This window comes from Archangium primigenium, assembly GCF_016904885.1.
GTDB classification, from domain to species: Bacteria; Myxococcota; Myxococcia; order Myxococcales; family Myxococcaceae; genus Cystobacter; species Cystobacter primigenius.
Map to the genome: position 1 here is coordinate 9,275,878 of NZ_JADWYI010000001.1, position 23,885 is coordinate 9,299,762.

Here is a 23,885-nt window from a genome sequence, read left to right on the forward strand (position 1 = left end):
CGCCGCTGGGCGCGCCAGTGCGCCGTCAGCGGTTGATGACGAAGCCGCAGGCGGAGTCGAGCACCACCTTGGCGCCCCGGAGCGCGGTGAGCAGCCGTTCGTAGTGGGCGTACTCGGCATCGAGCTGCGCCTGCACGGCCTCGGCCCCGAGCCCCTGGTGCGTGAGCGACAGCTTCATGCGCGCGAGGGCCCCGTCCCGCTCGGCCTCCACGGCCTCCCGCGCGCGCGCCTGGAGCGTGCCCATCTCCGCCTCGGCGGCCTTCTGCGCCACCGGCACGCCCGCGTCCACGAAGGCCGCGAAGCCCGGGAAGGCGCGCGCCACCTCGTCGCCCTTGAGCGAGCGGCCATCGGTCTCCAGCGCGGACAGCACCTTCGTGTCCATCACCGGCCCCGAGGGGCCCTCCACCACCGCCACGTGCACGAGCGTGCGCTCCAGGAAGCGCGCGAGCTGACGGCTCGGCACCCGCGCGCCCGGCGAGGTGTCCTCGGGCTCGGGCAGCTGCACGTGGTAGAGCAGCTCCACGCCCCGCGCCTTGAGCGGCCCGCGCCGCTCGATGAAGCGCGCCGCGCTGCGGCCATACGGCCCGTCGCGCAGGAAGCCGAACAGCGCCTCCACGATGGCGTGGCCCGTGGCGTAGTACTCCAGCTCCTCGGCCTCCACCGCCGTGTCGCGCCAGAAGGTGCCCAGCACCGTGCGGTCCTCGTTGATGTCGATGCCCGGCAGGCCCTCCACCTTGAGCGCGTGGCCGAACTGGAAGGCGCACTGGAAGGCGTCCACCTGCTCGTCCGTGTCCACGCCGATGCCCACCCGGCGCGCCAGCTCCGTCACCGCCTCCTCCAGGCGCTCGTCCAGGTCGCGCGCCACGCTCCACAAGCCCTCCTCGAGCGGCGGCGCGCCGTCCTCCTCCTCGTCCTCCACGCCCATGCGCTCCTGGGCCCGCTTCACCAGCCGCGCCACGGCGTCCTTGTCGAACGAGCGGATGTCGAGCAGCGGGTCATACGCGCGCTTCACCTGCGCCCGCGCCGCCTCCACCTTCGTCTTGAGCTCCGAGGCGTACGCCACGCGCGACTCGCGCGGCAGCAGCGCCAGCTCGGTGAGCCGGTCCTCCACCTCCTCGAGCACCGCGTCCAGGCCGCCCACCGTCTCGCCGAACACGCCCACCGCGTCCGCCAGCAGCATCAACACGTCCGAGGCCAGCGTGCCCGCCGGGTCGAAGACGTGGATCTCCACCGGGTGGTTCTGCCCGATGCGGTCCAGGCGGCCGATGCGCTGCTCCACCGTGGCCGGGCTCCAGGGCAGGTCGTAGTGCACCAGGTGGTGGGCGAACTGGAAGTTGCGGCCCTCGCCGCCCACCTCCGTGCACAGGAGCACCTTGGGGCCCTCGGGGTCGCGGAAGCGCGCCACCTGCCGGTCGCGCTCCACCAGGGGCAGGTCGCCATGGTAGGCGAGCGCCTCGATGCCCTCGCGCCCCAGCTCCGCGCGCAGGGCCTCCAGGGTGTCGCGGCTCTCGGTGAAGACGAGCACCTTGGCCGCGCGCTCGGCGCTCCAGACGTCGCGCAGCACACTGAGGAAGGCGCTGAACTTCGCATCGCGCGCGGGCAGCGTGAGCGTGCCGGCCACGCCCGCGAGCGCCTTGTTGCCGCGCAGGGCCTCGCCGAACGCGGCGGGGCTCGACTCCAGGCGGCGCAAGAGGTTGCCCAGGGGCGCGCCGCGCAGGGAGGACGTGGCGAGCGCGGCGAGCGCGGCGTCGCGCGTTTGAATCTCCTCGGCGGACAGCGTCACCGGGTGGCGGTGCAGGCGGCGCGTGGAGAAGCCGCCCACCACGGCGCGCCGGTTGCGCACCAGCCGGTCCGACAGGCTGTACGTCTCCGCCAGGTGCTGCAGGAGCGCGTCGCGATCCTTCAGCGTGCCGAGCACGGCGTCATCCGGGAAGCGCGCGGCCAGGGCCTTCACCGCGCCGCCCGCGTCCTCGCCCTCGAGCAGCCCGCGCACCGCGCGGCTCAGCTCCTCCTGCCGCGCGAGCCGCCGCTCGAAGCCCTCCACCGTGGGCGCGGTGGCCGCGTCGATGAGGGTGAGCAGGCCGTGGTACTCGGCCGGGTCGAGCTGCATGGGCGTGGCGGTGAGCAGCAAGAGGCCCCAGCTGTTGGCCGCCAGGCCCTCGGCGGCGGCGAAGGCCTTCTCGCCCTTGAGGTGGTGCGCCTCGTCGATGATGACCAGGTCCCAGAAGGCGTCCTCGTCCGCCACGGCGCGGCGGTGCTCCTCGGTGCGCGCGAGCATCTCCAGGCTCGTCACCACCAGGGGGAAGCGCGCCCAGGGGGACACCTCGGGCTGCTCCTTGAGCGAGCTCGCGTAGCGGTCCGAGTCCATCAGCGTGAAGAGCTGGTTGAACTTGTGGAACAGCTCCACGAGCCACTGCACGGTGAGGTGGCTCGGGGCCACCACCAGCACGCGTCGCGCGAGCCCCGACAGGCGCAGGGCGCTGAACACCATGCCCGCTTCGATCGTCTTGCCCAGGCCCACCTCGTCGGCGAGCACGAAGCGGGGCCGGCGCGCGCTGAGCACGCGCTGCACCACGCCCACCTGGTGGGGCTTGACCATCACCCGGCTGGCCAGGAGCGCGCCCAGCGCGTCACAGCGCCGCTCGTCGTCGAGCACCAGGGCCTGCTTGCGCAGGGTGAAGGCGCGCGCCTCGCCCACGCGGCCCTCGCGCAGCGTGGACAGCACGTCCGAGCGGGGCGCGAGCGCGTGCACCTCGGACTCGGGCAGCTCGTCCTCCTCGTCCGTGTCCGTGTAGCGGATGACGTAGCGGCGCAGGCCCCGGCCGCCCTCCTCCTCGCCCAGCACGGAGGCGCGTCGGCCCCGGGTGGTGCGCACCGGCTCGCCCCGCGTGAACGCGTACGGGGCCAGGGTGCCGCCCTTCGTGGACACCAGCACCGGGTCACCCTCCCGGGCGGGGAAGAGGACGAGCGCCTTGGCGCCCTCGTCCTGCAACTCGAGCAGATGCCCCACGCCCCACTCGGGCTGGGGGAGATAGCGGACCTTGTTGCCGGGGACGAAAGACATTGTGGGAAACCAATCCTCACGAGCGAGAGAGGGGGCGTGGCTCATAACCGCGGATCGCGCGCGGGGCCACTCCTTGGAGGCCCGGCCCCGCCCTCGGGGGATGGGCGGGGAAGCCTGGAAAGACGGGGTGTCGTGCGCCCGCGAGCCACTGCCGCTGTCGCCCACCCGACACCCCACCAGCCGTGGGGGCGATTTCCCGTTCGCCGACCCCCGGGCAAGGTGAAGCCCGCTCGTGGACCCCCAATGGGACCGCGAGGGGGGGACACCACCAACCATGCCGACACTCCGCTCGCGACTCGCCGCCCAGGGCGCGCTCGCCCTCCCGCTGGCCCTCACGCTGGCCCTCCTGGGCGTGGCGGGACTCCTCTGGCGCCTGGACCCCCTCGCCGCGACGCCCCTGGCCCGGGAAGTCCCCTGGGCCCTGTGGGGGATGACCGGCGGCGTCTGGCTCGCGCTGGGCTACGCGGTCGGGTGGCTGTCCCGGCCCCGCCCCGTCCCCGCGCCCCCGCCCGCCCCCGAGACCGTGGACCTGTCCCGGTTCACCACCGAACAGCTGTACCAGGAGCTGGAGCGGCTCAACCAGGCCGCGCTCCAGGCGCCCCCAGTCGCGTCCCGGACGGAACCGCCCTCCAAGTTCCACTCATGTTGAAAAGTCACCTTCTAGGTGACACGGATAATTCCCACGATGGTTGAAATCTGAGAAAATCTCCCCTCTAATCCGTTCTGCACGAGAAAACGGCTCTCCCTGGAGTCTCTGGGCAGAGGTCGATTTCCTCGCGGTGCCAGCCTGGGAGGTAGGGGCGACGGCTGGCGCGACAACCCGGGCCGGACGGGTGCTTTCCCGTCGGGTCCTCACGGAAAAGAGGTCCGCTATGCGCGGTGGGGATGCACTCGACGTGCGGTCGCACAAGTCTGTTCGTTGGTCGGCCGCCTGGCTCACCGTGCTGCTCACCCTGGTGGGAGGGCGGGAGGCGCGCGCCGAGACGACCCCCACGGAGCTCCCCGCGCCCCCGAGCGCGGCCGCGGCACCGGGCGCCGAGGACGAGCGCGCCACCGCCACGCCGGTGCTCCTGGCGCTCGAGGTGGAGGACGGCGAGGGTGTGCCGCTCACGGTGAAGGCGGGCCAGGTCTTCGTCATCAACCAGATCGACCTGCGCGCCGCCCTCACGTCCATCACCCAGGACGAGGGCGTGGACGGCCTGCGCCGCCAGGGCGACTTCGCCACGCTCAACTGGAAGGGGCTGGAGCTGGCGGATCAGGAGCCCGTGCTGCTGGCCAACGCCGACGGCACCTTCACGCGCCGCCGCTTCTACCGCAAGGCGAAGTGGATGGACGACACGAGCCTCATCACCGTGTGGCCCATGGACGCGCGCAACCGCATCACCGGCCTGCCCCTGGTGCTCAACATCGGGGGCAATGATCAGCGCCGCCCGAGCGACGACTTCTTCGTGCGCCGCCTGCGCGCCATCCAGACCATCGGCGACTGCCGCACCGCCACCGACTGCACCCGCGCGCGCTCGTTCCAGGAGGAGGCGCTCGTGGAGCTGCGCCACGCGCGCTCGGGCGCCACCCCGTTCACGCTCTCGCGCGACACCACCCAGCTCAAGGTGCTCTGGTCGGCGCGCGCGGGCCTGCCCTACACCATCCCCGTGGTGCAGGTGGACAAGCCCGCGTACGGCTACGGCATCTCCGTGGACATCAAGGCGCTGACCGCGCCGCGCTTCAACGGCACCTACCCGGCCGGCTCCAAGATCACCTTCCAGGTGACGCTCAAGGACGGCAACGGCAAGCGCCTGCACCCCGAGGGCTCGCTGCCCACGTACAACGAGGTCGTCTTCGGCACCAACGAGACGGGCCTGCAGTACTACCGGGCGTTCTTCGATCCGACCACCACCTACTACCGCCGCAAGCACCGCGAGCGGATGATGATGACGCAGATCATCGGCCCGGCGCAGAAGATCCAGCCCGTGCGCACCGTGGTGCCCCTGGACGACTTCCTCACGCCCGAGGACGTGCAGACGGTGGCCACGTTCGAGCGCGACGGGGTGTACTCGCAGTTCCAGACCTTCCCGCCCGCCAATGACCTGTTCGGCGGCGCGTTCGATCCCGCGCACGCCGGCTGGGCGGCGCCGGTGAGCGACACCTGGACGTACACGATTCCCCCCAAGGCCACGCCGGGCACCTACCTGGTGACGGTGAAGGGCCGCCGCACCTACCTGGGCGAGGACATCCCCTACAGCCGCACCGTCCCCATCCAGGTGGACAGCCCCAAGCCCACCCAGGCGCCGCTCACCACGGGCCCGTGCACCACGTGCCACAGCGAGGGCGGCGAGCTGTCCAAGGTCCTGCACGCCAATGACAACCGCGCCGCGTGCGCCGGGTGCCACGCGCCGCTGGGCTTCGAGCTGGAAGGCCCCATCTTCGTGCGCACCCACTTCATCCACTCGCGCTCGGACCGCTTCGACGCCCCCACCCAGCAGTGCAACAGCTGCCACCTGACGGCCGAAAGCATCCAGCGCACGAGCAAGGCCGCGTGCATGTCCTGCCACAAGAGCTACCCGGACTCGCACGTGAAGCAGTTCGGCGCCATCGAGAGCATGTACGTGGGCGGCGGACCGGAGTCCTTCCAGCAGTGCACGGGCAGCTGTCACAAAACGCACCCGGGCAGTAGGCTCTAGGCCCTCGGAAACACCCCTTCCAGGAGGTCTTCGCCTTGGCTCGAGTGACGATGCAGACGGCGCGCACCACGCAGGCGGATCCCATCGCCGCGGCCGAGGACCTCTTGAGACAGTTGGAGGGACGGGAGGAGCCCAAGCTCGTCACCCTCTTCGCCTCGCGGGAGCGGGACCAGCACGCGCTCAACCGCGCCGTGCGCGAGCGGCTGCCCAAGGGCACGCGCCTGGTGGGCGCCACCACCGCCGGGGAGCTGGACAACCGGGGCATCCACTCGGGCAGCGTGGTGCTGGGCGCGCTGTTCGGCGACTTCGAGGTGGGCCTGGGCCTGGGCACGGGCCTGTCCGCGGACGCGGTGAACGCGGGCGCCACCGCCATGCGGCGCGCGGCCCAGGAGCTGGGCGTGCGCCAGTCCGACCTGGACGCGCGCCGGTACGTGGGCCTCGTCATCGACGACGGCTTTCGCTACAAGAAAGAGGAGTTCCTCCTCGGCATCCTCGAGAAGAACCAGGCGCTGATGCTCGTGGGCGGCGGGGCCGCGGACCACGAGACGAACCCCGAGCGCCAGTCCGCCCAGTTGCACGTGGACGGCGAGGTCACCACCGACAGCGTGCTCGTGGCGCTCTTCAAGACCCACGCCCCCTGGGGCGCCCTGCGCTCGCACTGGTACCAGCCCCTGGGCGAGCGCCTCACCATCACCCGCGTGGACGACAGCGCCACGCGCGCCCTGGAGATCGACGGCAAGCCAGCGGCCCAGCGCTACGCCGACATGCTCGGTGTGGCGGTGGACGACCTGGAGTTCGGCAAACCCCGGGGCTTCGCCGCGCACCCCACCGCGCTCAAGGTGGGCCGCGAGTACTTCATCCGCGCCCCGTGGAAGGTCCTCCCGGATGGCTCCATCCTCTTCGCCAACCTCCTCGAGGAAGGCAGTGAGCTGGAGCTCATGAAGGCCGGCGACCTGGCGGGCCTCACGCGCACGTTCTTCCAGGAGGAATTGCCCCGCCGCGTGCAGAAACCCCAGGCGGCGCTGTTGTTCCATTGCAGTGGGCGCATGTGGTACGCGCACGCCACCGAGACGGTTCCCGCGTTGGCGGACAGCTTGCGTCACGCACCCACTGCGGCTGGAATGAACGTGTACTTCGAAGTCTACTCGGGCTTCCACATCAACACGACGCTGACGGTCCTGGCGTTCGGGGAAAACTGACCCATGAGCACTCCGGCGGTGTCGGACCAGGAGCCCTTGCGGCTGCTCCTGGTGGCGGGCGAGTCCGAGGGCGCGCGCGTGGTGGAGGTGCTCGAGCGCGCGGGCCTGAGCTTGCACACACGGCGGGTGGTGTCGCGCGAGGCGTTCCAGGCGGCGCTCGAGGAGCCGTGGTCGCTGGGCATCTGGGCCCCGGGCGCGCCCGCGCTCGACTTCCGCGAACTCGCGCCCGCGTGGCGCCAGCGCCGGGCCCAGGCGCCCTTCCTCGTCGTGGCGGCGCACTGGGACGAGGCCGAGATGACCGCGGCCATGGACGCCGAGGTCAACAGCTTCATCGAGATGGATCGCCTGGCGATGCTGGGGCCGGTGGTGCGCCGCGAGCTCAAGCGCACCCAGGAGCGCCGCGCGGTGGAGCGCGAGCAGGAGCACTCGAGCTGGTTGCTCGAGCGCATCGTGGACAGCCTGCCCTTCGTGCTCTTCGTGAAGGACGCCGAGGAGCGGCGCGTGCGCGTGGCCAACAAGACGTTCGCCGAGGCCTTCGGGGTCACCAAGGAGTGGCTGCTCGGCAAGCTGGATCACGACTACTTCCCCCCGGAGCAGGCCGACTCCTTCGTCGCCGTCGACACGGAGATCCTCGAGACGGGCAAGCTCAAGACGTTCGAGGAGCTGGCGCGCACGGGCGGCGTGGACCGCGTCTACGCCACGCGCAAGCTGCCCTTGTTGGATGACAGCGGCCGGGCGCGCTACGTGCTCGGCATCACCGAGGACATCACCGAGCGCAAGGCGGCCGAGGAGACCCTGCGCCGCTCCAAGGCGGAGCTGGAGGCGGCCAACCAGCGCCTGGCGGACAACCTGGAGGAGCTCAAGAAGAGCCGCGCCGTGTCCGCGCGCACGCTCGCCAGCTACCAGCAGCGCGCGCTGCAGATGGAGATCATCCGTCAGCAGAACGAGGACCTGGACCGGCTGGCCACGGAGCTCGCCTGCGCCAAGCGCAACGAGGAGGAGCGCGCGCGCGAGGCCGAGGCCGCCTTCCGGCTGCGCAGCGAGTTCCTCGCCAACTTCAGCCACGAAATCCGCACGCCGCTCAACGGCATCATCGGCTACTGCGACCTGCTCATGCGCGAGGAGGGCAGCCGGCTCACGGCCCACGGCCGGCGCGACCTCAACGTGGTGAAGAAGAACGCGCAGACGCTGCTCGCCCTCATCAACGACATCCTGGACCTGTCGAAGATCGAGGCGGGGCGGCTGGAAGTGGTCGTCGAGCGCGTGGACATGGCGGAGCTGGCCGAGGACTGCACCGCCACGGTGAAGGAGTACCTCAAGGGCAAGGACGTGGAGCTGCGCACGGACATCGACGAGCGCGTGGCCCACGTGCGCACGGACGCGCTCAAGCTGCGGCAGATCCTCCTCAACCTGCTCAGCAACGCGGCCAAGTTCACCGACTCCGGGGAGATCTGCCTCACCGCGCGCGCCGAGGGCAACGAGGCCGTCTTCGTCGTGGAGGACACGGGCCAGGGCATCCCCACCGAGCAGCTGCCCTTCATCTTCGAGAAGTTCCGTCAGGTGGACGGCTCCACCACGCGCAAGGTGGGCGGCACGGGACTGGGGCTGGCCATCGTGCGCGAGCTGAGCAAGGTGCTCGGCGGCGGCGTGGAGGTGGAGAGCACGCTGGGCCGCGGCACCACCTTCACCGTGCGGCTCGCGGGCGTGCTGGAGGGGGACACCCTGGGCGCCTCGCGCGAGCTGACCCGGCCCGTGGCCCCCGAGGACGTGGGCGCCGCGCTCGCGCCCATCGCCCGCGGCAGCACCGTGCTCGTGGTGGACGACGACGTGCTCGTGCAGCAGCTCATCGTCGGGCAGCTGGAGCCCGCTGGCTTCATCGTGGTGACGGCCTCGGACGGGCTGGACGCCCTGCGCAAGGCGCGCGACCTGCGCCCCCAGGCCATCGTGCTGGACATCTACCTGCCGCGCCTGGACGGCTGGAGCGTGCTGTCCACGCTCAAGAGCGAGCCGGACCTCTCGCGCATCCCCGTCGTCATCATCTCCGTGGAGGAGCAGCGCGCGCGGGGCTTCTCGCTCGGCGCGTGCGAGTACCTGGTCAAGCCCGTGGAGCCGGACCACCTGGTGGACGTGGTGCGCCGCAGCATCGGCACCGCCGCGGGCGCGGGCGAGGTGCTGGTGGTGGACGACGACGCCTCCACGCGCGAGCTCGTCAGCCGCAGCTTGCGCCGCGCGGGCTTCTCCACCCACGAGGCCCACAACGGCGAGGACGCCCTGCTCAAGGCGCGCGTCTCCCCGCCCACGCTCGTGGTGCTCGACCTGATGATGCCCAACCTGGACGGCTTCGAGGTCATCCGCCGCATGCGGGCCGACAAGCTCCAGACGCCCGTGGTGGTGCTCACCGGCAAGGTGCTGTCCGCCGAGGAGCAGGCCACCCTGCGCGATGGCTTCGCCGGCTTCGTGCAGAAGGGGGGCCACGCGCTCGAGGAGGTCATCGGCCAGGCCAAGGGTCTGCTCATCAAGCAGAACGCGCAGCGCACCCACCGCCTGCCGCGCATCCTCTACGTGGAGGACAACCCGCAGAACCGCGACATCGTGCGCCGCTACCTCGGCGGCCTCTTCGAGGTGCTGGAGGCCGAGGACGGGGAGCTGGGCGTGGAGCGCGCCACGCGCGAGACGCCGGACCTCATCCTCATGGACCTGTCCCTGCCGCGCGTGGATGGCTGGGAGGCCACCCGGCGGCTGCGCCAGGTGCCCGCGGTGGCCCACACCCCCGTCATCGCCGTCACCGCCCACGCGGGACGCGAATACCAGGAGAAGGCCTCGGCCGCCGGATGCGACGCCTATCTCACCAAACCCCTGGATCGTGAAGTGTTGCTCGAAACCATCCGAAAGCACCTGGGCAGGAATCATGGCTGAGGCGGACTTGCCCGGCAGGACGCGTGTCCTCGTGGTCGACGATGATCCGGATCAACTGGAACTCGTGCGTCGCACCCTGACGCCCCACTTCGACGTGAAGACCCACGATTCCGCCCTCGGCGTCACCAACCTCGTGCGCCAGAGCGAGCCGGACCTCGTCCTGCTCGACGTGAACTTCCCGGCCCTCAAGGGTGATCAAGTATTGGGTCTCGCGCGGCGGCACGCTCCCCGAGGCACCCAGTTCATCCTCTACTCGGCAACGGATGAGTCCCGGCTGCGCTCCCTGGCTTTGGCCGCGGGCGCGGATGGTTATCTCTCCAAAAGCGTTCAGGGGGCGGAGCTGGTGCGCAAGCTCACCGCCTTTCGCAGTCAGGGCCGTGTGACTCCCGGTTGAGCCGGTGCCACGTCCTCCCCGCGAAGGGCCCCTGACTCGCCAGCCCTTCACTCAGGGAGGAACACCATGGAAGACATCGCCGAGCCGAGTCATGTCGAATTGCTGCGCCGCCAGCTGCGCGGCCCCTGGCACAACATGCTGCTGGACAAGTGGGTGGGTCGGGGAGAGCTGGACTACGAGAAGTACGTGCGCACGCCGGAACTGCTCGCGCTCCAGACACCTCCCGAACACCGCGTCAGTCCCGACGAGCTGATGTTCCAGGCGGTGCACCAGTCCCAGGAGCTGTGGCTCAAGCTGCTCGCGCACGAGTGCGTGGAGACGGTGGGGGAGTTGGATCAGGACCAGCTCTGGGAGGCCTCGGCGCGGCTGGAGCGCGTCAACCGCATGGCGCGCACCCTCACCTCGCAGCTCGGCGTGCTGGAGACGCTCACCCCGGAGACCTATCAAATCATCCGCCGCAGCCTGGGCAATGGCAGTGGCCAGGAATCGCCGGGCTACAACGCGGTGGGGCTCGCGGCCCAGGGCCTGGAGGAGGCGCTCACGCGGCTGTTGTGGCGGCGCGGCGTGGAGCCCGCGGTGCTCTACTCGCGGCCGGGCCTGGCGGATCTCAAACGCCTGTGCGAGCAGCTGCTCGACTACGACGAGTCCTACCAGCTCTGGCTCTACACCCACTACCAGCTCGTGCGCCGCACCATCGGCGTGGATGCCTCGGTGAAGGCGCTGGACGGCATCCCCACGCGCGTGTTGCCCGGACGGATGATGAAGCCGCTCTTCCCGGTGCTCTGGAGCGTGCGGGTGGAGATGACCGCCCACTGGCGGCGCGAGGGAGGCCACGCGCCCGGCGAGCCCCGCGCCCCCGCGAAGGGCGAGGCGTCGTGAGCGCCCCCGCCCTGGAGCCCCGCGCCTTCCTGCACCTGCTCTTCAACGGCGCGCGGGTGCTGGACGTGGTGGAGACGGCGCAGCGGCTGGGCCTGCTGGACGCCCTGGAGCCGGGCCCCACCACGGTGGGCACCCTGGCCGCGGCCCACGGCTTCGTGCCCGCGCGCCTCCAGAAGTTCCTCGACTGCCTGGAGAGCGCGGGCCTCGTGCGGCGCACGCCGGCTCCCCCGCCCGGGGAGACGCAGTACACGGCGGTGTCCGGCCTGGGCGCGGCGGTGCGGGCGGTGCTCGGCCCCCGGTCCCAGGAGCGTGACCGCGAGACCTATGACTGGCGCGCCCTGCACGGCCACCTGCCGGAGGTGCTGCGAGGCGAGCGGAGCATCGCTCCCGAGTCCTTCGACTGGCCTCCGCGCACGCCCGAACAGGTGGCCGCCTTCGAGGCGAGCATGGCGGCGGGCCTGGGCCCCATCCGGGAAACCTTCCTCGCCCACGCGGCCACGCTGCTGCCCCCGGGGAGCCGCCTGCTCGACGTGGGGGGCGGGGATGGCACCCTGGGCGCGTCGCTCCTGGAGGCGCTGCCCGGGCTGCGCGTGGACGTCTTCAACCTGCCGGCCTGTGGCCCGCTGGTGGAGCGTACCGGACGGGAGCGGGGAGTGGAGGAGCGCCTGGGCTTCGTGGCGGGAGACTTCCTGCGCGAGCCCCTGCCCCGCGGGCATGACACGCTCGCCTTCGTGCGGGTGCTGCATGACTGGCCCGAGGACACCGCCCGGCACCTGCTCGCCGCCGCCCGGGACGCCCTGCCCCCCGGAGGCCGCGTCCTCATCTGCGAGGAGTTCCGCACCCCGGCGCGGCTCGCCGCCCAGTTCTTCTGGTCCTACTTCCTCATGGGGGTGGACTCGTGCGCGAGCGCCCTGCGCGACCTGGACTTCTATACCCGGGAGCTCACGGGGCTCGGCTTCCGCGACGTGGAGGTGTTTCCCGGTCCCTTCGAGCTCGTCACCGCGCGGCGAGCCTGAGGCTCAAGCCGGGGACCAGGATGGAGTTGGGGGAGACTCCACCCTGGTCTCTCAGGGATGAACCAACCTCGAGTCCCACACGAGTGCCGGGGGGAAGATCAAGCGCTCCTGCTCGGGTACCCACACCGCCATGCGACCGTGGCGTGCGAGTCGAAGCATGCCGCTTGGACAACACTCGGAGGAATTGGACGCCAGGTCAGTGTCCCCGGGTTCCATTCAAACACTGGGCGCGTTGGGGTCCAGGGCACGCAGGGACGGCTGGGACTGGTACATCACCATGGCCATCTCCACCCGGTTCTGGACCTCCAGCTTGCGGTAGAGGTTGGAGACGTGGGCCTTCACCGTGCGCTCGGTGATGCCCAGCCGCGCGGCGATCTGCAGGTTGTCCGCGCCACTGGCCACCATGCTCAGGACCTCCCGCTCGCGCTGGGTGAGCTTGTCCAGGGGCGAGGCGTGCTCCGCCGACGCGGGGCGCCCCGGCACCACGAGCTCCGGAGGCACGAGCCACTCGCCCCGGGCCACCTGCTGCACGGCGGACACCAGGCGGGCGCTGCTCACGTTGAGCTTGCACAGGTAGCCCACGGCCCCGGCCTGGAAGCAGCGCTCGAGCACCGCGACTTCCCGGTGCGCCGACAGCACCAGGGCCCGGGTGCCCGAGTTGCGCTCGCGCAGCAGCTCCACCAGACGCAGGCCGCTGTCCACCGCCCAGGACTCCGCCCGCTCCAGGCGCAGGTCCACCACCGCCACGTCCAGGGACTCCGTGCCGAGCTGACCGAGCAGCTCGTCCACCGTGCCCCCGGCCGCCACCACCTGCATGCCCGAGTCCTCGAAAAGCGCCATCAGGCTCTCACGAAAAACCTGCTGGTCCTCCAGGATGCCCAACCGGATACGTTCTCCCATATGCCCCCTCCATTGGATGATGTCCGAGTGATAATCGCCCCCCCCACCTGAACGAACGATTGACGAGGAGATTAGCATCTAAATTTTCATCACGTCTGTGCAGGACGCACGGTTCCCGTCATCCAACCATCATTGCAGGGCCCCCCTCGTTCACCAGTCATCGGTGGGTCTCCCTCGGATCGGCGGAGGCGCTTCACGTTGGCACAGAGTTTGTCTAGTCTTCAAATCAGACAACCCTGGCCAATCCCTGACACGTCCGAGGGCAATGGTTTCAGCCAAAAGTTTCCGACTATTCCTGAGGAGGGATTGAAAGGCCATTGTACCGGAGGACAAGGCCGTCTTTCGCCTCATGTGCGGAGGACTTCTCAGGTCGCCCCTCGGTCCTTGTAGGCGCAAGTGCCCTGGGGTACAGCCCTCTTGACATGGCGAACACGCGACAGTCCCGGGACAACGAACTCGAGGCCATCCTGGAGAAGGTCCGGCAGACGCGGAACTTCGACTTCCGCAACTACAAGCGCGCCACCCTCCAGCGGCGCATCGAGCGGCGCATCGTCGCCACCGGTTGCGCCAGCCGCGCGGCCTACCTGTCGCTGCTGGATCGAGACCCCAACGAGGTCAGCATCCTCGTGTCCTCCATGCTCATCAAGCTGACGACCTTCTTTCGCGACCCCGAGGTCTGGGTGGAGCTGGAGAAGGTGCTCAAGGAGCTGGTGCAGCGGCGGCGGGCGGACCAGGAACTGCGCATCTGGAGCGCGGGCTGCGCCACCGGTGAGGAAGCCTACTCCGTCGCCATCGCCGCCGCCGAGGCGCTCGGCCCCACCTACCCCGGCGTGGAGCTCAAGGTGTTCGGCACGGACCTGGACGAGGCCGCCATCGCCCATGGGCGCCGGGGCGTCTACGCCGCGGCCCAGGTCGAGGGCGTGTCCAAGGACCGGCTGGAGCGCTGGTTCACGCGGACCGGGGACACGTACACCGTGCGCAAGGAGCTGCGACGCTCGGTGGTGTTCGGTCTGAACAACCTCGTGTCCGACGCGCCCGTCTCGCGCATCGATCTCATCCTGTGCCGCAATGTCTTCATCTACCTGGACGCCGCCCTGCAAAAGCGCGTGCTCGCGCGCTTCCACTTCGCCCTGCGCGCGGAGAGCGTGCTCGTGCTCGGCCGCTCCGAGCTCATCCCCTTCGCGGCCCGGCTCTTCGAGCCCATCGACCTGTCCCGGCGCATCTACCGCAAGGACGGCCGGCAGGAGTCGGCCGCGTCCCTGCGCGAGCCGCCCGCCCTCGAACTGACCCAGGAGCCCGTGCTCACTCCCGAAGAGGAAGCGGCGCGCGAACTGCAGCGCCACCTGCGCGAGGCCATCAACTCGCTGCCCTGTGCGCTCATCGTCACGGATCTCAACGGCGGCGTCATCCTCTGGAACCACGCGGCCGCGCGGCTGTGGAACCGGCGGGACAGCGAGGTGCTGGGCCGCAAGCTCTTGTCGCTGGGGCTGCCGGGCCTGCCCCAGGAGCTGCTCATCGAGCAGAGCGCCCGGGTGCGCGCCGGCCGCGTGGAGCGCGAGACGGCCGACGGCCTCATGGAGGTGAGCGGCCAGGAGCCCATCACGCTGCGCACCGTCGTGGTCCCCTACAAGGGCGCGCGGGGGGAGATCCACGGCCTGCTCTACACGCCGCACGACAACACCGCCCTGCGCAACCTGGAGCTCAACCTGAAGCGCGCCAACGAGGAGCTGCAGAACGTCAACCTGCGGCTGCAGAACTTCAACGAGGAGCTGCGCGCCTCCAACGAGGAGCTGGAGACGACCAACGAGGAGCTGCAGAGCGCCAACGAGGAGCTGCAGACGACCAACGAGGAGCTGCAGAGCACCAACGAGGAGCTGGAGACGACGAACGAGGAGCTGCAGAGCGCCAACGCGGAGATGGACGCCATCAACCGGGAGCTCGCCCACCGCAGCGAGGAGCTGGACGCGCTCGCGCTCAACCAGCGCACCATCATCCGCACGCTCACCGCGGCCGTCATCGTCATCGACGTCGAGGGGAAGATCTCCACCTGGAACCTGTCGGCCGAGCGGCTGCTGAGCCTCACCGAGCGCGAGGCCATGGGCCAGGTGCTGTGGACCCTGCGCATCCCCGCCCTCAAGCGCCCCCTGCTGCAGCGCCTTCGTCGCGGCGTGGCCGAGAACCGCGCCACGCGCCAGGAGGCGGTGCCCTACCAGCTGCCCCACGGCGGCCGGGGCTTCGCCACCCTGGTGGTCACCCCCCTGACCCAGAATGGCAGCGGGCTGGGCGCCGTCATCCTCTTCGAGGACAACACCCGCGCGGTGGCGATCGAGCAGGAGAACCGCAAGCTCAAGGGACTCGTGAAGAAATGAGCCCCCACCGCCGCCCCGTCCTCTCCTACGACGCGCTGCTGCTCAAGTACCAGGAGCTGATGCGCAAGCATCAGACCCTGGTGCACAAGCTGGAGGCCCGCACCGAGGAGCACATCTCCACCTGGACGCTGTCCTCGTGGGGACTGGAGACGGCGGCGAGCGGCCTGGCGCTCTTCCAGGGCGATGGGCTGCGGCTGTCCAACAAGCGCTGGCGCCAGCTGGCCGATGCCCCGGGGTACTGGCGGGCCCAGGACGAGTCCCTGGCGCCCATGAGCATGCACCAGGTGGCCCAGCACGAGGTGCGCCGCGTGCTCGCCACCGGCGGCGCGGCGCCCCTGACCACCCACTACACGCGCGGCGACACGCAGGTGGTGGAGCTGCGCGCGGAGTGGCTCGCTGGACAGCCCCACGCGCGGGTGCTGGTCATGGCGCTGGACATCACCGAGCGCGTCCGCGCCGAGGAGGAGCTGCGGCAGGTGCGCCAGGAGCTCCTCCAGCGCGAGCACCTGCGCGCCCTGGGCGAGCTGGTGTCCGGCATCGCGCACGACCTCAACAACACGCTCAACGCCATGACCCTGCGCCTGGAGCTCATGCAGAGCGATCGCGCGTTCGCCGAGCGCCAGCGGGGCAACATGGACGCGCTCGTGCGCATCGTCACCGACGCGAACAAGCGCCTGGGCCACCTGCGCGACTTCTCCCGCCAGCAGCCCGAGCAGGCCCCCACCGAGGATGTGCAGCTGGCCGACGTGGCGCACGAGGCGGTGGAGATCGCCCGGGCGGACATCGAGCACCGCGCCGCCCAGGAAGGCCTGCGCCTGCGCGTGCGTCAGGACATGTCGCCCCTGCCGCTCGTGCGCGGCTCGGCCTCGGACCTGCGCTACGTGGTCATCAACCTGCTGCTCAACGCGCGCGACGCCATGCCCCGGGGCGGCACCATCCACGTGCGCGGGGGACAGAGCGAGACCCAGGCCTGGCTCACCGTGGAGGACGAGGGCACGGGCATCCCCGAGGAGCACCTGCCCAAGCTCTTCCGTCCCTTCTTCACGACCAAGGGCAAGCACGGCACGGGGCTCGGGCTGTCCATGGCCTACGGCGTGCTCACGCGCGCGGGGGGGACCCTCACCGCCACCAACCGACCCGAGGGCGGCGCCCGCTTCACCCTGAGCCTGCCCATCACGGGGCCCTCCGCCGCCCCGCCCAAGCCCACGCCCGTCCGCCGCCCGCGCGCGGCGAAGCGCGCCCGGAAGCGGTGAACCCGGCTAGTCGGCCTCGCCTCGCCCTGGCTTCTCCGGCTCGACCGTCCCCGACTCCGGCAGGGGCGCGGTGGGCAGGGCCAACACCACCTGACGCACGAGCTCGGCCTGCTCCTCGGCGGCCTTCGCCCGCTCCTCGTAGCGCTGGGCGGTGAGCTCGTGGTGGCGCTCCCGGGCATTGCGCGCCATGCGGCGCGACAGCGAGGCGCTCTCCTCCAGGGCGCGCAGCGCGGCCCACATGGCCCCGTCCAGCGCCGTCTGCTGCTGCACGGACAGCGACCGCGCCGTGTAGCCATGGCCCACCCGGCAGCGGTAGTGCAGCCACCCCGCCTCGTCCATCTCGAAGAGCACGCCCCCGCAGTCCGGACACGAGTAGTAGGAGGGCGACCCCACCGCTTTCGGGTCCGAGCCGACGTTCTCTCCTCCAGCCATGGCCTTGACCTCCTCCTTCAAGCGGGGCGAGGGCGGCGGCGCCTCGCTGGGGACGACCTTCGTGGCGGCCAGCCGCACGAGCAGCGCGCCCAGCTCCGCCAGGGGCACGCAGTGGTCCACCTTCACGAACTCCATCGCGCTCCGGGGCATGTCCGGGCAGAACGCATCCCGGGGATCCTGCACCACGGCCAGGCCCCCCCGGTGCTTCACCGCCATCAGCCCCGCGGTGCCACAGTCCAGCGCGCCCGTGAGCACCACCCCCACCACCCGGGGGCCGTACGCCACCGCCGCCGAGCGGAAGAGCGTGTCCACGGCGGGCCGGTGGTTGTTCTCCCGCGGCCCATGCAGCAAGCGCACGCGGCCCGGCTCCACCACCAGGTGGCGGTCATTGGGCGCCACGTAGATGCGGCCCGGCTCCAGGGGCTCCCCATCCTGGGGGTGCACCGCCGTCAAGGGGCCCACGCGCGAGAGGATCTGCGGCAGCATGCTGCGGTGGCCCGACGCCACGTGCAGCACGATCAGCACCGCCGCGGGGAAGTCCGCGGGCAATTGCGTGACCAGCGTCGAGAGCGCCTCCACGCCCCCCGCGGAGGCACCAATGACGACGATGTCCCGGTGGTGTGCCATGCGCGTCCTGTCGGTGGGTTCAGCCGTGGATCCTTCCACTCAAGGTAGGAGCGCCCCTCTCACCGGGGCACCGTCCTTGGCGCCCATGGGCCCCGCCCATCCGTCGCTCGCCCGCCTGCCCCTCCCCCTTCCTGGCTTTCCGTCCCTGGCTGGGTTCAGTCCCCGAACTTCTGGCCGGGTTTGCCTGCCTCGCGGCTCTACGGGCGTTGGATTTCTGGCCTCCGTCGCCTGTTCCCGTGGGGGAAGGGCTGCCGCCCGGATGCGGGAGCGGTATCCTCCAACGCGCCAACCCTCTCCGCTCCAAAGGGGAGCCCATGTCTGAGATCGAAACGAAGATCCGCGTCCTGGTGGTGGACGACGATGTGGATCTGCTCATGCTGGTGGAACGCACCCTGCACGCCTACGGCTTCGAGGTGCGCACGCACCGCTCGTCCCTGGGCGTGTCCAACCTGGTGCGCACCGTGATGCCGGACCTGGTGCTGTTGGACGTGAACATCCCGGCGCTCAGCGGGGACAAGGTGCTGGCGCTCGCGCGCAACCAGGCGCCCTCCACCACGCGCTTCATCCTCTACTCGGCCTCGGACGAGGCCAAGCTGCGCTCGCTGGCGCTCGCCTCGGGCGCCGACGGCTACATCTCCAAGAGCGTCCAGGGCGAGTCGCTCGCGCGCAAGCTCATCAGCATCTACAAGAAGAGTCGGCTGCCGGTGGCGGGCGCGCGCTAGGGCACCGAGCGCCCCCCGGAGTCTCACAGCAGCGCCGCGACCTCCTGGTACACGCGGCGGAAGTTGCCCTCGGCGCCGATGAGCCTGAGGTTCTGGATGAGGCCTCCGGTGGAGCGGAAGAAGAGCACCCCCTCGGCGGGCGGGCGGATCTTCAACATGCGCGGCGCGTTCTTGGTGAACAGCGTGCGCATCTCCCGGGCGATGCCGCAGGTGGAGAAGTCGTAGAAGTCCTGGCGCATGGGCCGCCCGGCGATGGCGAAGATCTCCTGGATGAGCGCCTCGCCCTCCGCGTCCGGCAGCTCGCACGTGAAGCCCACCTCGCGGCACAGGGCGAGCACGTTCATGGGCTCGAGCCGCACGGCGTGCAGGAACATGCGCCGGTTGGTGGCCACGAACGCGGGGCTGAAGCGCTTGATGGAGCCGAAGTCGAGCACCCCGAGCCGGCCGTCCTCCAGCACCATGAAGTTGCCCGGGTGGGGGTCCGCGTGGATGTCCCCCGTGGTGAACAGGGGCCCGTAGATGGCGAGGATGAGCTGGCGCGCCACGCGGTAGCGCTCCTCGGCGGACGGCTGGGAGACGACCCAGTCCTTGAGGGTGCGGCCGCGCAGGAGCTCCAGCGTGAGCACGCGCCTGGTGGTGCGCTCGGCGATGACCTCGGGGACCTTCAGGTCCGGCAGCCCGGCCACGGCCCGGCCGAAGGCGGTGCACAGCGCGGCCTCGCGCAGGTAGTCCGTCTCCAGGAGCATCTCGTCGCGCATCTCCTGGAAGTAGGCGGTGCCGTCGGCCAGGCGCGAGGCCTTGGAGACCGTCTTCACCACGAGGCCCAGGTTCTCCATGTCCCCCACGAGCGTCTGCTCGATGCCGGGGTACTGGACCTTGACGGCCACTTCCCGCCCGTCGTGGAGCACCGCGCGGTGCACCTGGCCGAGCGACGCGGCGGCCAGCGGCGTCTGGGAGAACTCGCGGAAGACCTTCTCCGGGGCGTCGCCCAGGTCCGCGCGGATGACCCCCGCCACCTGGGCGTAGGGCATGGGTGGGGCCTCGTTCTGCAGCCGCGCGATGACCTGGCGCACCTCGGGGGAGAACAGCTCCGGGTCCATGGAGACGACCTGGCCGAACTTCATGGCCGCGCCCTTGAGCTCGCCGAGCGTGGACACCAGCTTCTCCGCGGCGGACAGGCTCATGAGGTCCGCCTCCTGGCCCACGAGTTTCCTCGCGCCGCTCTTGAGCACGTCCGCGCCGAGCTGGGCGGACAGCCCCGCGAGCTTGCGGAAGCGGGTGAAACGGCCCTGGGTGGGGAGCTTGTCGTCGTCGGAGTCGGAGGCCATGAGAGCCCCGTCATCCTAACGAGGGGAGACGCCCACCGCATCGCCCCGCATCCTCGCCCGCAGGGCATGCCAGCGTTTGAGGGCCTCCAGATGGAGGGGGTCCGCCCGGAGCGCGGCCTCGTAGCAGGCGAGCGCCTCGGGAAAGCGGCTGGCGGACACGAAGGACTCGGCCGAGGCCATGTGCAGCACCGCGTGCCCCTCCGTCTGGGGGTGGCGGGCGAAGTAGCGCTGGCGCGCGGCCTCCATCGCCGTCACGGTGAGCCCCGAGGCCAGGCAGCGCATGACGCCCCGGAGGTTGCCCAGCTCGGCGTCGTACTCCACGCGCCGCTCGGGGTGGCCGAGGATGCCCAGGCTCTCCGTCACCCGGCCGAGCGCGCGCTGCAGGAAGGCGCGCTGCGCGGGGGGGAGCGGGAGCGCGAGCAAGGGCTCGAGCTGCTCGCGGGCCTCGCGGGCCCGCCGGCGGATGCGCTCCAGGTCCGCGTCCCGGGGCACGCCCAGCACGCAGTAGCGGTCCCCCGTCAGGCGCTGGCGGAACTCGGCCACCACCGCGGCCACCCGGGCGTCCTCGGCGGGCGCGGGCGGGGGCTCCGCGGCGGGCTGGCCCTCGAGCAGCCGGGCGAAGGTCTTCTGGAAGGCGGGCGAGTTGTCGCGCAGCTCCACGCCGAAGCCGGGCGACATGTTCCAGGCGCGCGCCTGCGCGGGCGTCACGTGGCGCACCACCTGGCCCACGCAGGCGAGCTCGCCGCCGGGCAGCGCGAGCCGCAGGGGCACGTCGGACAGCAGCGCGGGCGGCGTGTCCAGGGTGCGCAGGAAGAGGCCCGCGCGGCCCATGGGCTCGCAGAGGTACTCGCGCGAGACGCTGCCCTTGGGAGACACGAGGCACGCGGAGAAGGTGATGGGCGTGGGCCGGGGCGGCGCGCGGGTGAGCGCGGCCTCCAGGGCGGCGCGCAGCTCGGCGGCGGAGGCGAAGCGCTCCTCGGGGCGCTTGGCCAGGGCGCGCAGCAGCACGGCGGACAGCGCGGGCGGCACCCCGGGCTGCGCCTCGTGCGCGGGGCGCGGCGCCTGTTGCAGGTGCGCCACCAGCACCGCCGCGGCGCTCTCCCCGCGGAAGGGGGCCCGGCCGGTGAGCAGCAGGTGGCCCAGGACCCCCACCGCGTACAGGTCCGTGCGCGCGTCCACCTCGCCCCCGGCGCACTGCTCGGGGGCCATGAACTCCGGGGTGCCCATGATGACGCCGGTGCGCGTGGGCGTGTCCCCGGCCTGGGGCACCAGCCGCTTGGCGATGCCGAAGTCGAGCAGCTTCACGCGCTGGCGCCCGTGCGCGCCGGGCACCAGGAAGACGTTGGCGGGCTTGAGGTCGCGGTGGACGATGCCCCGCGCGTGCGCCGCGCCGAGCGCGTCACACACCTGGCCGAGCAGCTCCACCACCAGCGCGGGCGGGAGCGGGCCGCGCGCGAAGTCCGCCAGGCTCTGGCCCTCCAGGTACTCCATGACGAAGTAGGGCAGCCCGTCTCGCAGCTCCAGGTCATAGAGCGTGGCGACGTTCTCGTGCTGGACGAGGCACATGGCGCGCGCCTCGGCGACCAGGCGCGAGAGCAGCTCCGGCGTCTGGGCCAGGTGGCGGTGGAGCACCTTCACCGCGACGCGCTTGGGGATGAGCACGTGCTCGGCGAGCAGCACCGTGCCCATGCCGCCGCGGCCCAACTCGCGCAGCACGCGGAAGCTGCCGAAGCGCTGCCCCACGAATTCGTTCTCCCGCGCGGTCGCGGGCGGCAGCGTGCTCGCGGCATGCACGAGCGTGGGACACGTGCCCCAGCTCTCATGGGGCGTGGAACAGGCGCAGGACTGTGAGGTGGTGGATTCCAAGGCAACGCTTCCCCTTGCGAGGTTCGTGCCGGATCACCCCGCCCACACACCGCGTGGCAGTCCCCCCCCGAACCCGGCCCGTTGCACGTCCACGGAGTGTCCCCAGCGAGGGGCCGAGCGTGTAAAGAACGCCGGACCCGGGCTGAAAATCCTGCCGTCCAGGTGCCGGCCGACCCGGGGAGCCCGAACGCGACGCGGGGCCCCGCCTCGTCCTGGAGAGGACGAAGGGGAGCCCCGGGGAACCTCGGGCCTGGTGGGCGCGCTCAGTGCGGATCGTTCGCGCCCATGGCCTCCTCGAAATAGAAGGGCGCGTCGTGCTCTTCCTGCTCCACGTCGAGCACGAGCACGGTGCGGCACGTCTCGTCCACCTCGTAGAGCAGCACGTAGCCGTCCACCAGGCAGCGCAGCAGCGGCCGGTCCGTGGCGCCCAGCTTCAGCCAGAGCGGGTTGAGCGGCGGGGCCACCTCGGCCAGTTGAGCGATGCCGTCCAGTCTCCGATGCAGCTTGTCGACGAGCACCGGCGGCAGCGCCTTGAGGGTGCTCCACAACTCCACGGGAATCTGGACGCGGTAGGCCATTGGCCATCAGGTGGCCATTGTCCCCGAGCCCGCCAAGGGGGGGCCTGCGCATTGCCTGACATGTGGAGACATCCCACCCGTCCGGCGCGTCCGGTGGCCAACGCTTCCGCGCCCGGAGCCGTCGATTTTCGTGCACCCGGCAGGGGGAAATGTACGGCGGGCGGCGCTCGGGTTTTCTGGGAAGGGGCCTTAGTCCGTGTTCAGATGTGCTCCAGGGTGGACAGACGCCCTCCCCCGTCCCTGGAGCCCTCCGCACCGTGGAAACCCTCGTTCGCATCGCGGAGGCGCTCGGACGCTTCTCCGCGCGCTTCGTGCCCAGCTCGTTCGCCATCGCGGTGCTGCTGTCGCTCTTCACGCTCGGGCTCGCGGTGGGGTGGACGGACACCCCGGCCCCCGCCGTGCTGGACGCGTGGGGCGCGGGCTTCTGGGAGCTGCTCGGCTTCTCCATGCAGATGGCGCTGGTGATGTTCTCCGGCTACCTGCTCGCGCTCACCCGGCCGGTGCGCGCGCTGCTCGAGTGGCTGGCGGCGCGGGCCCAGGGCCCCCGGAGCGCGGTGGTGCTCATGGCGGCGGTGTCCATGGGCTTGGCGTACGTGAACTGGGGCCTGTCGCTCGTGGCCAGCGCCATGCTGGTGCGCTTCGTGGCGCGGCGGCGGCCGGACGTGGACTACCGGCTCCTGGTGGCGTGCGCCTACTTCGGGCTGGGGGCCACGTGGCACGCGGGCCTGTCCGCCTCGGCGCCGCTCCTGGTGGCCACCCCGGGCCACTTCCTGGAGAAGCAGCTGGGCGTCATCCCCATCGATCGCACCCTCTTCTCGCCCTTCAACCTGACGCTCACGCTCGCGGTGGTGGGGGGCCTCACGCTGCTCGCCTGGGCCCTGCACCCGCGCCCCGAGCACACCGTGCGCGTGGACCCGGCGCTCCTGGAGCAGTTCCGCGACTTCGAGCCGCCCGCGCGCCCCGCGGAGAGGAGCCCCGCGCTGTGGCTGGACCATGCCCCGTGGCTCAACGTGGTGTTCGGGGGCTTGGGGCTCGTGTGGTTCGCGCGCCTGCTGTGGCTGCACGGCGGCTACCGGGCGCTCAACCTCAACGCGGTGAACTTCCTCTTCCTCACGCTGGCGGTGCTCCTGCACACCACCCCGGCGCGCCTGCTCAAGGCGAGCGAGGAGGCCGCGAGCGTGCTGCACGGCATCGTGCTGCAGTTCCCCCTGTACGCGGGCATCTACGGCATCTTCAAGGCCACGGGCCTCACCGAGCGCATCGGCCAGCTCTTCGTGTCGCTGTCCACCGCCCAGACCTTCCCCGCCATCGTCTACCTCTACAGCGGCGTGGTGAACTACTTCGTGCCCTCGGGCGGCTCCAAGTGGGCCATCGAGGCGCCCTACCTCCTGGAGGCCGCGCGCACGCTCGGGGTCGCCCCGGAGAAGGTCGTGCTCGCGTACGCCTGGGGCGACATGGCCACCGACCTCATCCAGCCCTTCTGGGCCCTGCCGCTGCTCGCCGTGGCCCGTCTGGAATTCAAGGACATCCTGGGATTCCTGCTGGTGGCCTTCCTCCTGTACCTGCCGCTGGTGACCCTCGCCTTCCTCGTGTGGGGCTGAGCGCCGGAGTGCCGGGAGCGAAGTGCCCCGCCGTCCGAGGGGTCTGTCTTGTGCTAGACAGCG

17 protein-coding genes are annotated in these 23,885 nt (G+C 71.1%); 11 read left to right on the forward strand and 6 right to left on the reverse strand.

Features of this window, described 5'->3' with window-relative positions; genetic code table 11:
* Window positions 1–25: 25 nt before the first annotated feature.
* Entirely contained in the window at window positions 26–3,064 is a 3,039-nt protein-coding gene (locus tag I3V78_RS37985; RefSeq protein WP_204495930.1) for a helicase-related protein, read from the reverse strand.
* A gap of 274 nt (window positions 3,065–3,338) precedes the next feature.
* On the opposite strand from I3V78_RS37985, the gene I3V78_RS37990 reads away from it, so the two are divergent.
* The 7 genes from I3V78_RS37990 to I3V78_RS38020 all read left to right on the forward strand — a co-directional run bounded on the left by I3V78_RS37990 (window position 3,339) and on the right by I3V78_RS38020 (window position 12,146).
* Complete coding sequence (locus tag I3V78_RS37990) at window positions 3,339–3,713, forward strand: hypothetical protein (protein ID WP_204495932.1); 375 nt, start codon at window positions 3,339–3,341, stop codon at window positions 3,711–3,713.
* 247 nt (window positions 3,714–3,960) lie between these two features.
* A complete protein-coding gene (locus I3V78_RS37995; protein WP_420840445.1) occupies window positions 3,961–5,742 on the forward strand; it encodes a cytochrome c3 family protein in 1,782 nt (593 codons plus the stop codon).
* A 35-nt stretch (window positions 5,743–5,777) separates the two neighbouring features.
* Window positions 5,778–6,941, forward strand: coding sequence for an FIST signal transduction protein (locus I3V78_RS38000; protein ID WP_204495936.1), 1,164 nt, complete (start codon window positions 5,778–5,780; stop codon window positions 6,939–6,941).
* Between the two features lie 3 nt (window positions 6,942–6,944).
* Complete coding sequence (locus I3V78_RS38005; RefSeq protein WP_204495938.1) at window positions 6,945–9,857, forward strand: response regulator; 2,913 nt, start codon at window positions 6,945–6,947, stop codon at window positions 9,855–9,857.
* Entirely contained in the window at window positions 9,850–10,251 is a 402-nt protein-coding gene (locus I3V78_RS38010; RefSeq protein WP_204495940.1) for a response regulator, read from the forward strand. Before I3V78_RS38005 ends, I3V78_RS38010 begins: the two co-directional genes overlap by 8 nt.
* A gap of 66 nt (window positions 10,252–10,317) precedes the next feature.
* Window positions 10,318–11,130, forward strand: coding sequence for a tryptophan 2,3-dioxygenase family protein (locus tag I3V78_RS38015; RefSeq protein WP_204495943.1), 813 nt, complete (start codon window positions 10,318–10,320; stop codon window positions 11,128–11,130).
* Window positions 11,127–12,146: a methyltransferase gene (locus tag I3V78_RS38020; RefSeq protein ID WP_204495945.1), complete on the forward strand. Its 1,020-nt coding sequence runs from the start codon at window positions 11,127–11,129 to the stop codon at window positions 12,144–12,146. Before I3V78_RS38015 ends, I3V78_RS38020 begins: the two co-directional genes overlap by 4 nt.
* A gap of 216 nt (window positions 12,147–12,362) precedes the next feature.
* On the opposite strand, the gene I3V78_RS38025 is transcribed toward I3V78_RS38020, so the two are convergent.
* Complete coding sequence (locus tag I3V78_RS38025; protein WP_204495947.1) at window positions 12,363–13,046, reverse strand: response regulator transcription factor; 684 nt, start codon at window positions 13,044–13,046, stop codon at window positions 12,363–12,365.
* 422 nt (window positions 13,047–13,468) lie between these two features.
* Here I3V78_RS38025 and I3V78_RS38030 point away from each other — a divergent pair, with 422 nt between their 5' ends.
* Both I3V78_RS38030 and I3V78_RS38035 read left to right on the forward strand, forming a co-directional pair.
* Entirely contained in the window at window positions 13,469–15,415 is a 1,947-nt protein-coding gene (locus I3V78_RS38030; protein ID WP_204495955.1) for a CheR family methyltransferase, read from the forward strand.
* The gene (locus tag I3V78_RS38035; protein WP_204495958.1) at window positions 15,412–16,668 is read left to right on the forward strand and encodes a sensor histidine kinase; all 1,257 of its coding nucleotides are present in this window, start codon (window positions 15,412–15,414) and stop codon (window positions 16,666–16,668) included. Before I3V78_RS38030 ends, I3V78_RS38035 begins: the two co-directional genes overlap by 4 nt.
* A gap of 6 nt (window positions 16,669–16,674) precedes the next feature.
* Here the strand turns inward: I3V78_RS38035 and I3V78_RS38040 are convergent, their stop codons facing one another.
* Window positions 16,675–17,727: a chemotaxis protein CheB gene (locus tag I3V78_RS38040; RefSeq protein WP_204495960.1), complete on the reverse strand. Its 1,053-nt coding sequence runs from the start codon at window positions 17,725–17,727 to the stop codon at window positions 16,675–16,677.
* Window positions 17,728–18,041: 314 nt separating this feature from the next.
* Here I3V78_RS38040 and I3V78_RS38045 point away from each other — a divergent pair, with 314 nt between their 5' ends.
* A complete protein-coding gene (locus I3V78_RS38045) occupies window positions 18,042–18,449 on the forward strand; it encodes a response regulator (RefSeq protein WP_204495963.1) in 408 nt (135 codons plus the stop codon).
* Window positions 18,450–18,472: 23 nt separating this feature from the next.
* On the opposite strand, the gene I3V78_RS38050 is transcribed toward I3V78_RS38045, so the two are convergent.
* From I3V78_RS38050 to I3V78_RS38060, 3 genes are all read right to left on the reverse strand, one after another.
* Complete coding sequence (locus I3V78_RS38050; protein ID WP_204495965.1) at window positions 18,473–19,777, reverse strand: ABC1 kinase family protein; 1,305 nt, start codon at window positions 19,775–19,777, stop codon at window positions 18,473–18,475.
* Between the two features lie 15 nt (window positions 19,778–19,792).
* A complete protein-coding gene (locus I3V78_RS38055; RefSeq protein WP_204495973.1) occupies window positions 19,793–21,643 on the reverse strand; it encodes a serine/threonine-protein kinase in 1,851 nt (616 codons plus the stop codon).
* 263 nt (window positions 21,644–21,906) lie between these two features.
* On the reverse strand, window positions 21,907–22,221 hold the full coding sequence (locus I3V78_RS38060) for a type II toxin-antitoxin system RelE family toxin (RefSeq protein ID WP_204495975.1): 315 nt from the start codon (window positions 22,219–22,221) through the stop codon (window positions 21,907–21,909).
* Between the two features lie 257 nt (window positions 22,222–22,478).
* On the opposite strand from I3V78_RS38060, the gene I3V78_RS38065 reads away from it, so the two are divergent.
* Window positions 22,479–23,822 carry a TIGR00366 family protein gene (locus I3V78_RS38065; RefSeq protein ID WP_204495978.1) on the forward strand — a complete coding sequence of 448 codons (1,344 nt, stop codon included), beginning with the start codon at window positions 22,479–22,481 and terminating at the stop codon, window positions 23,820–23,822.
* The last annotated feature ends 63 nt before the right edge of the window (window positions 23,823–23,885 follow it).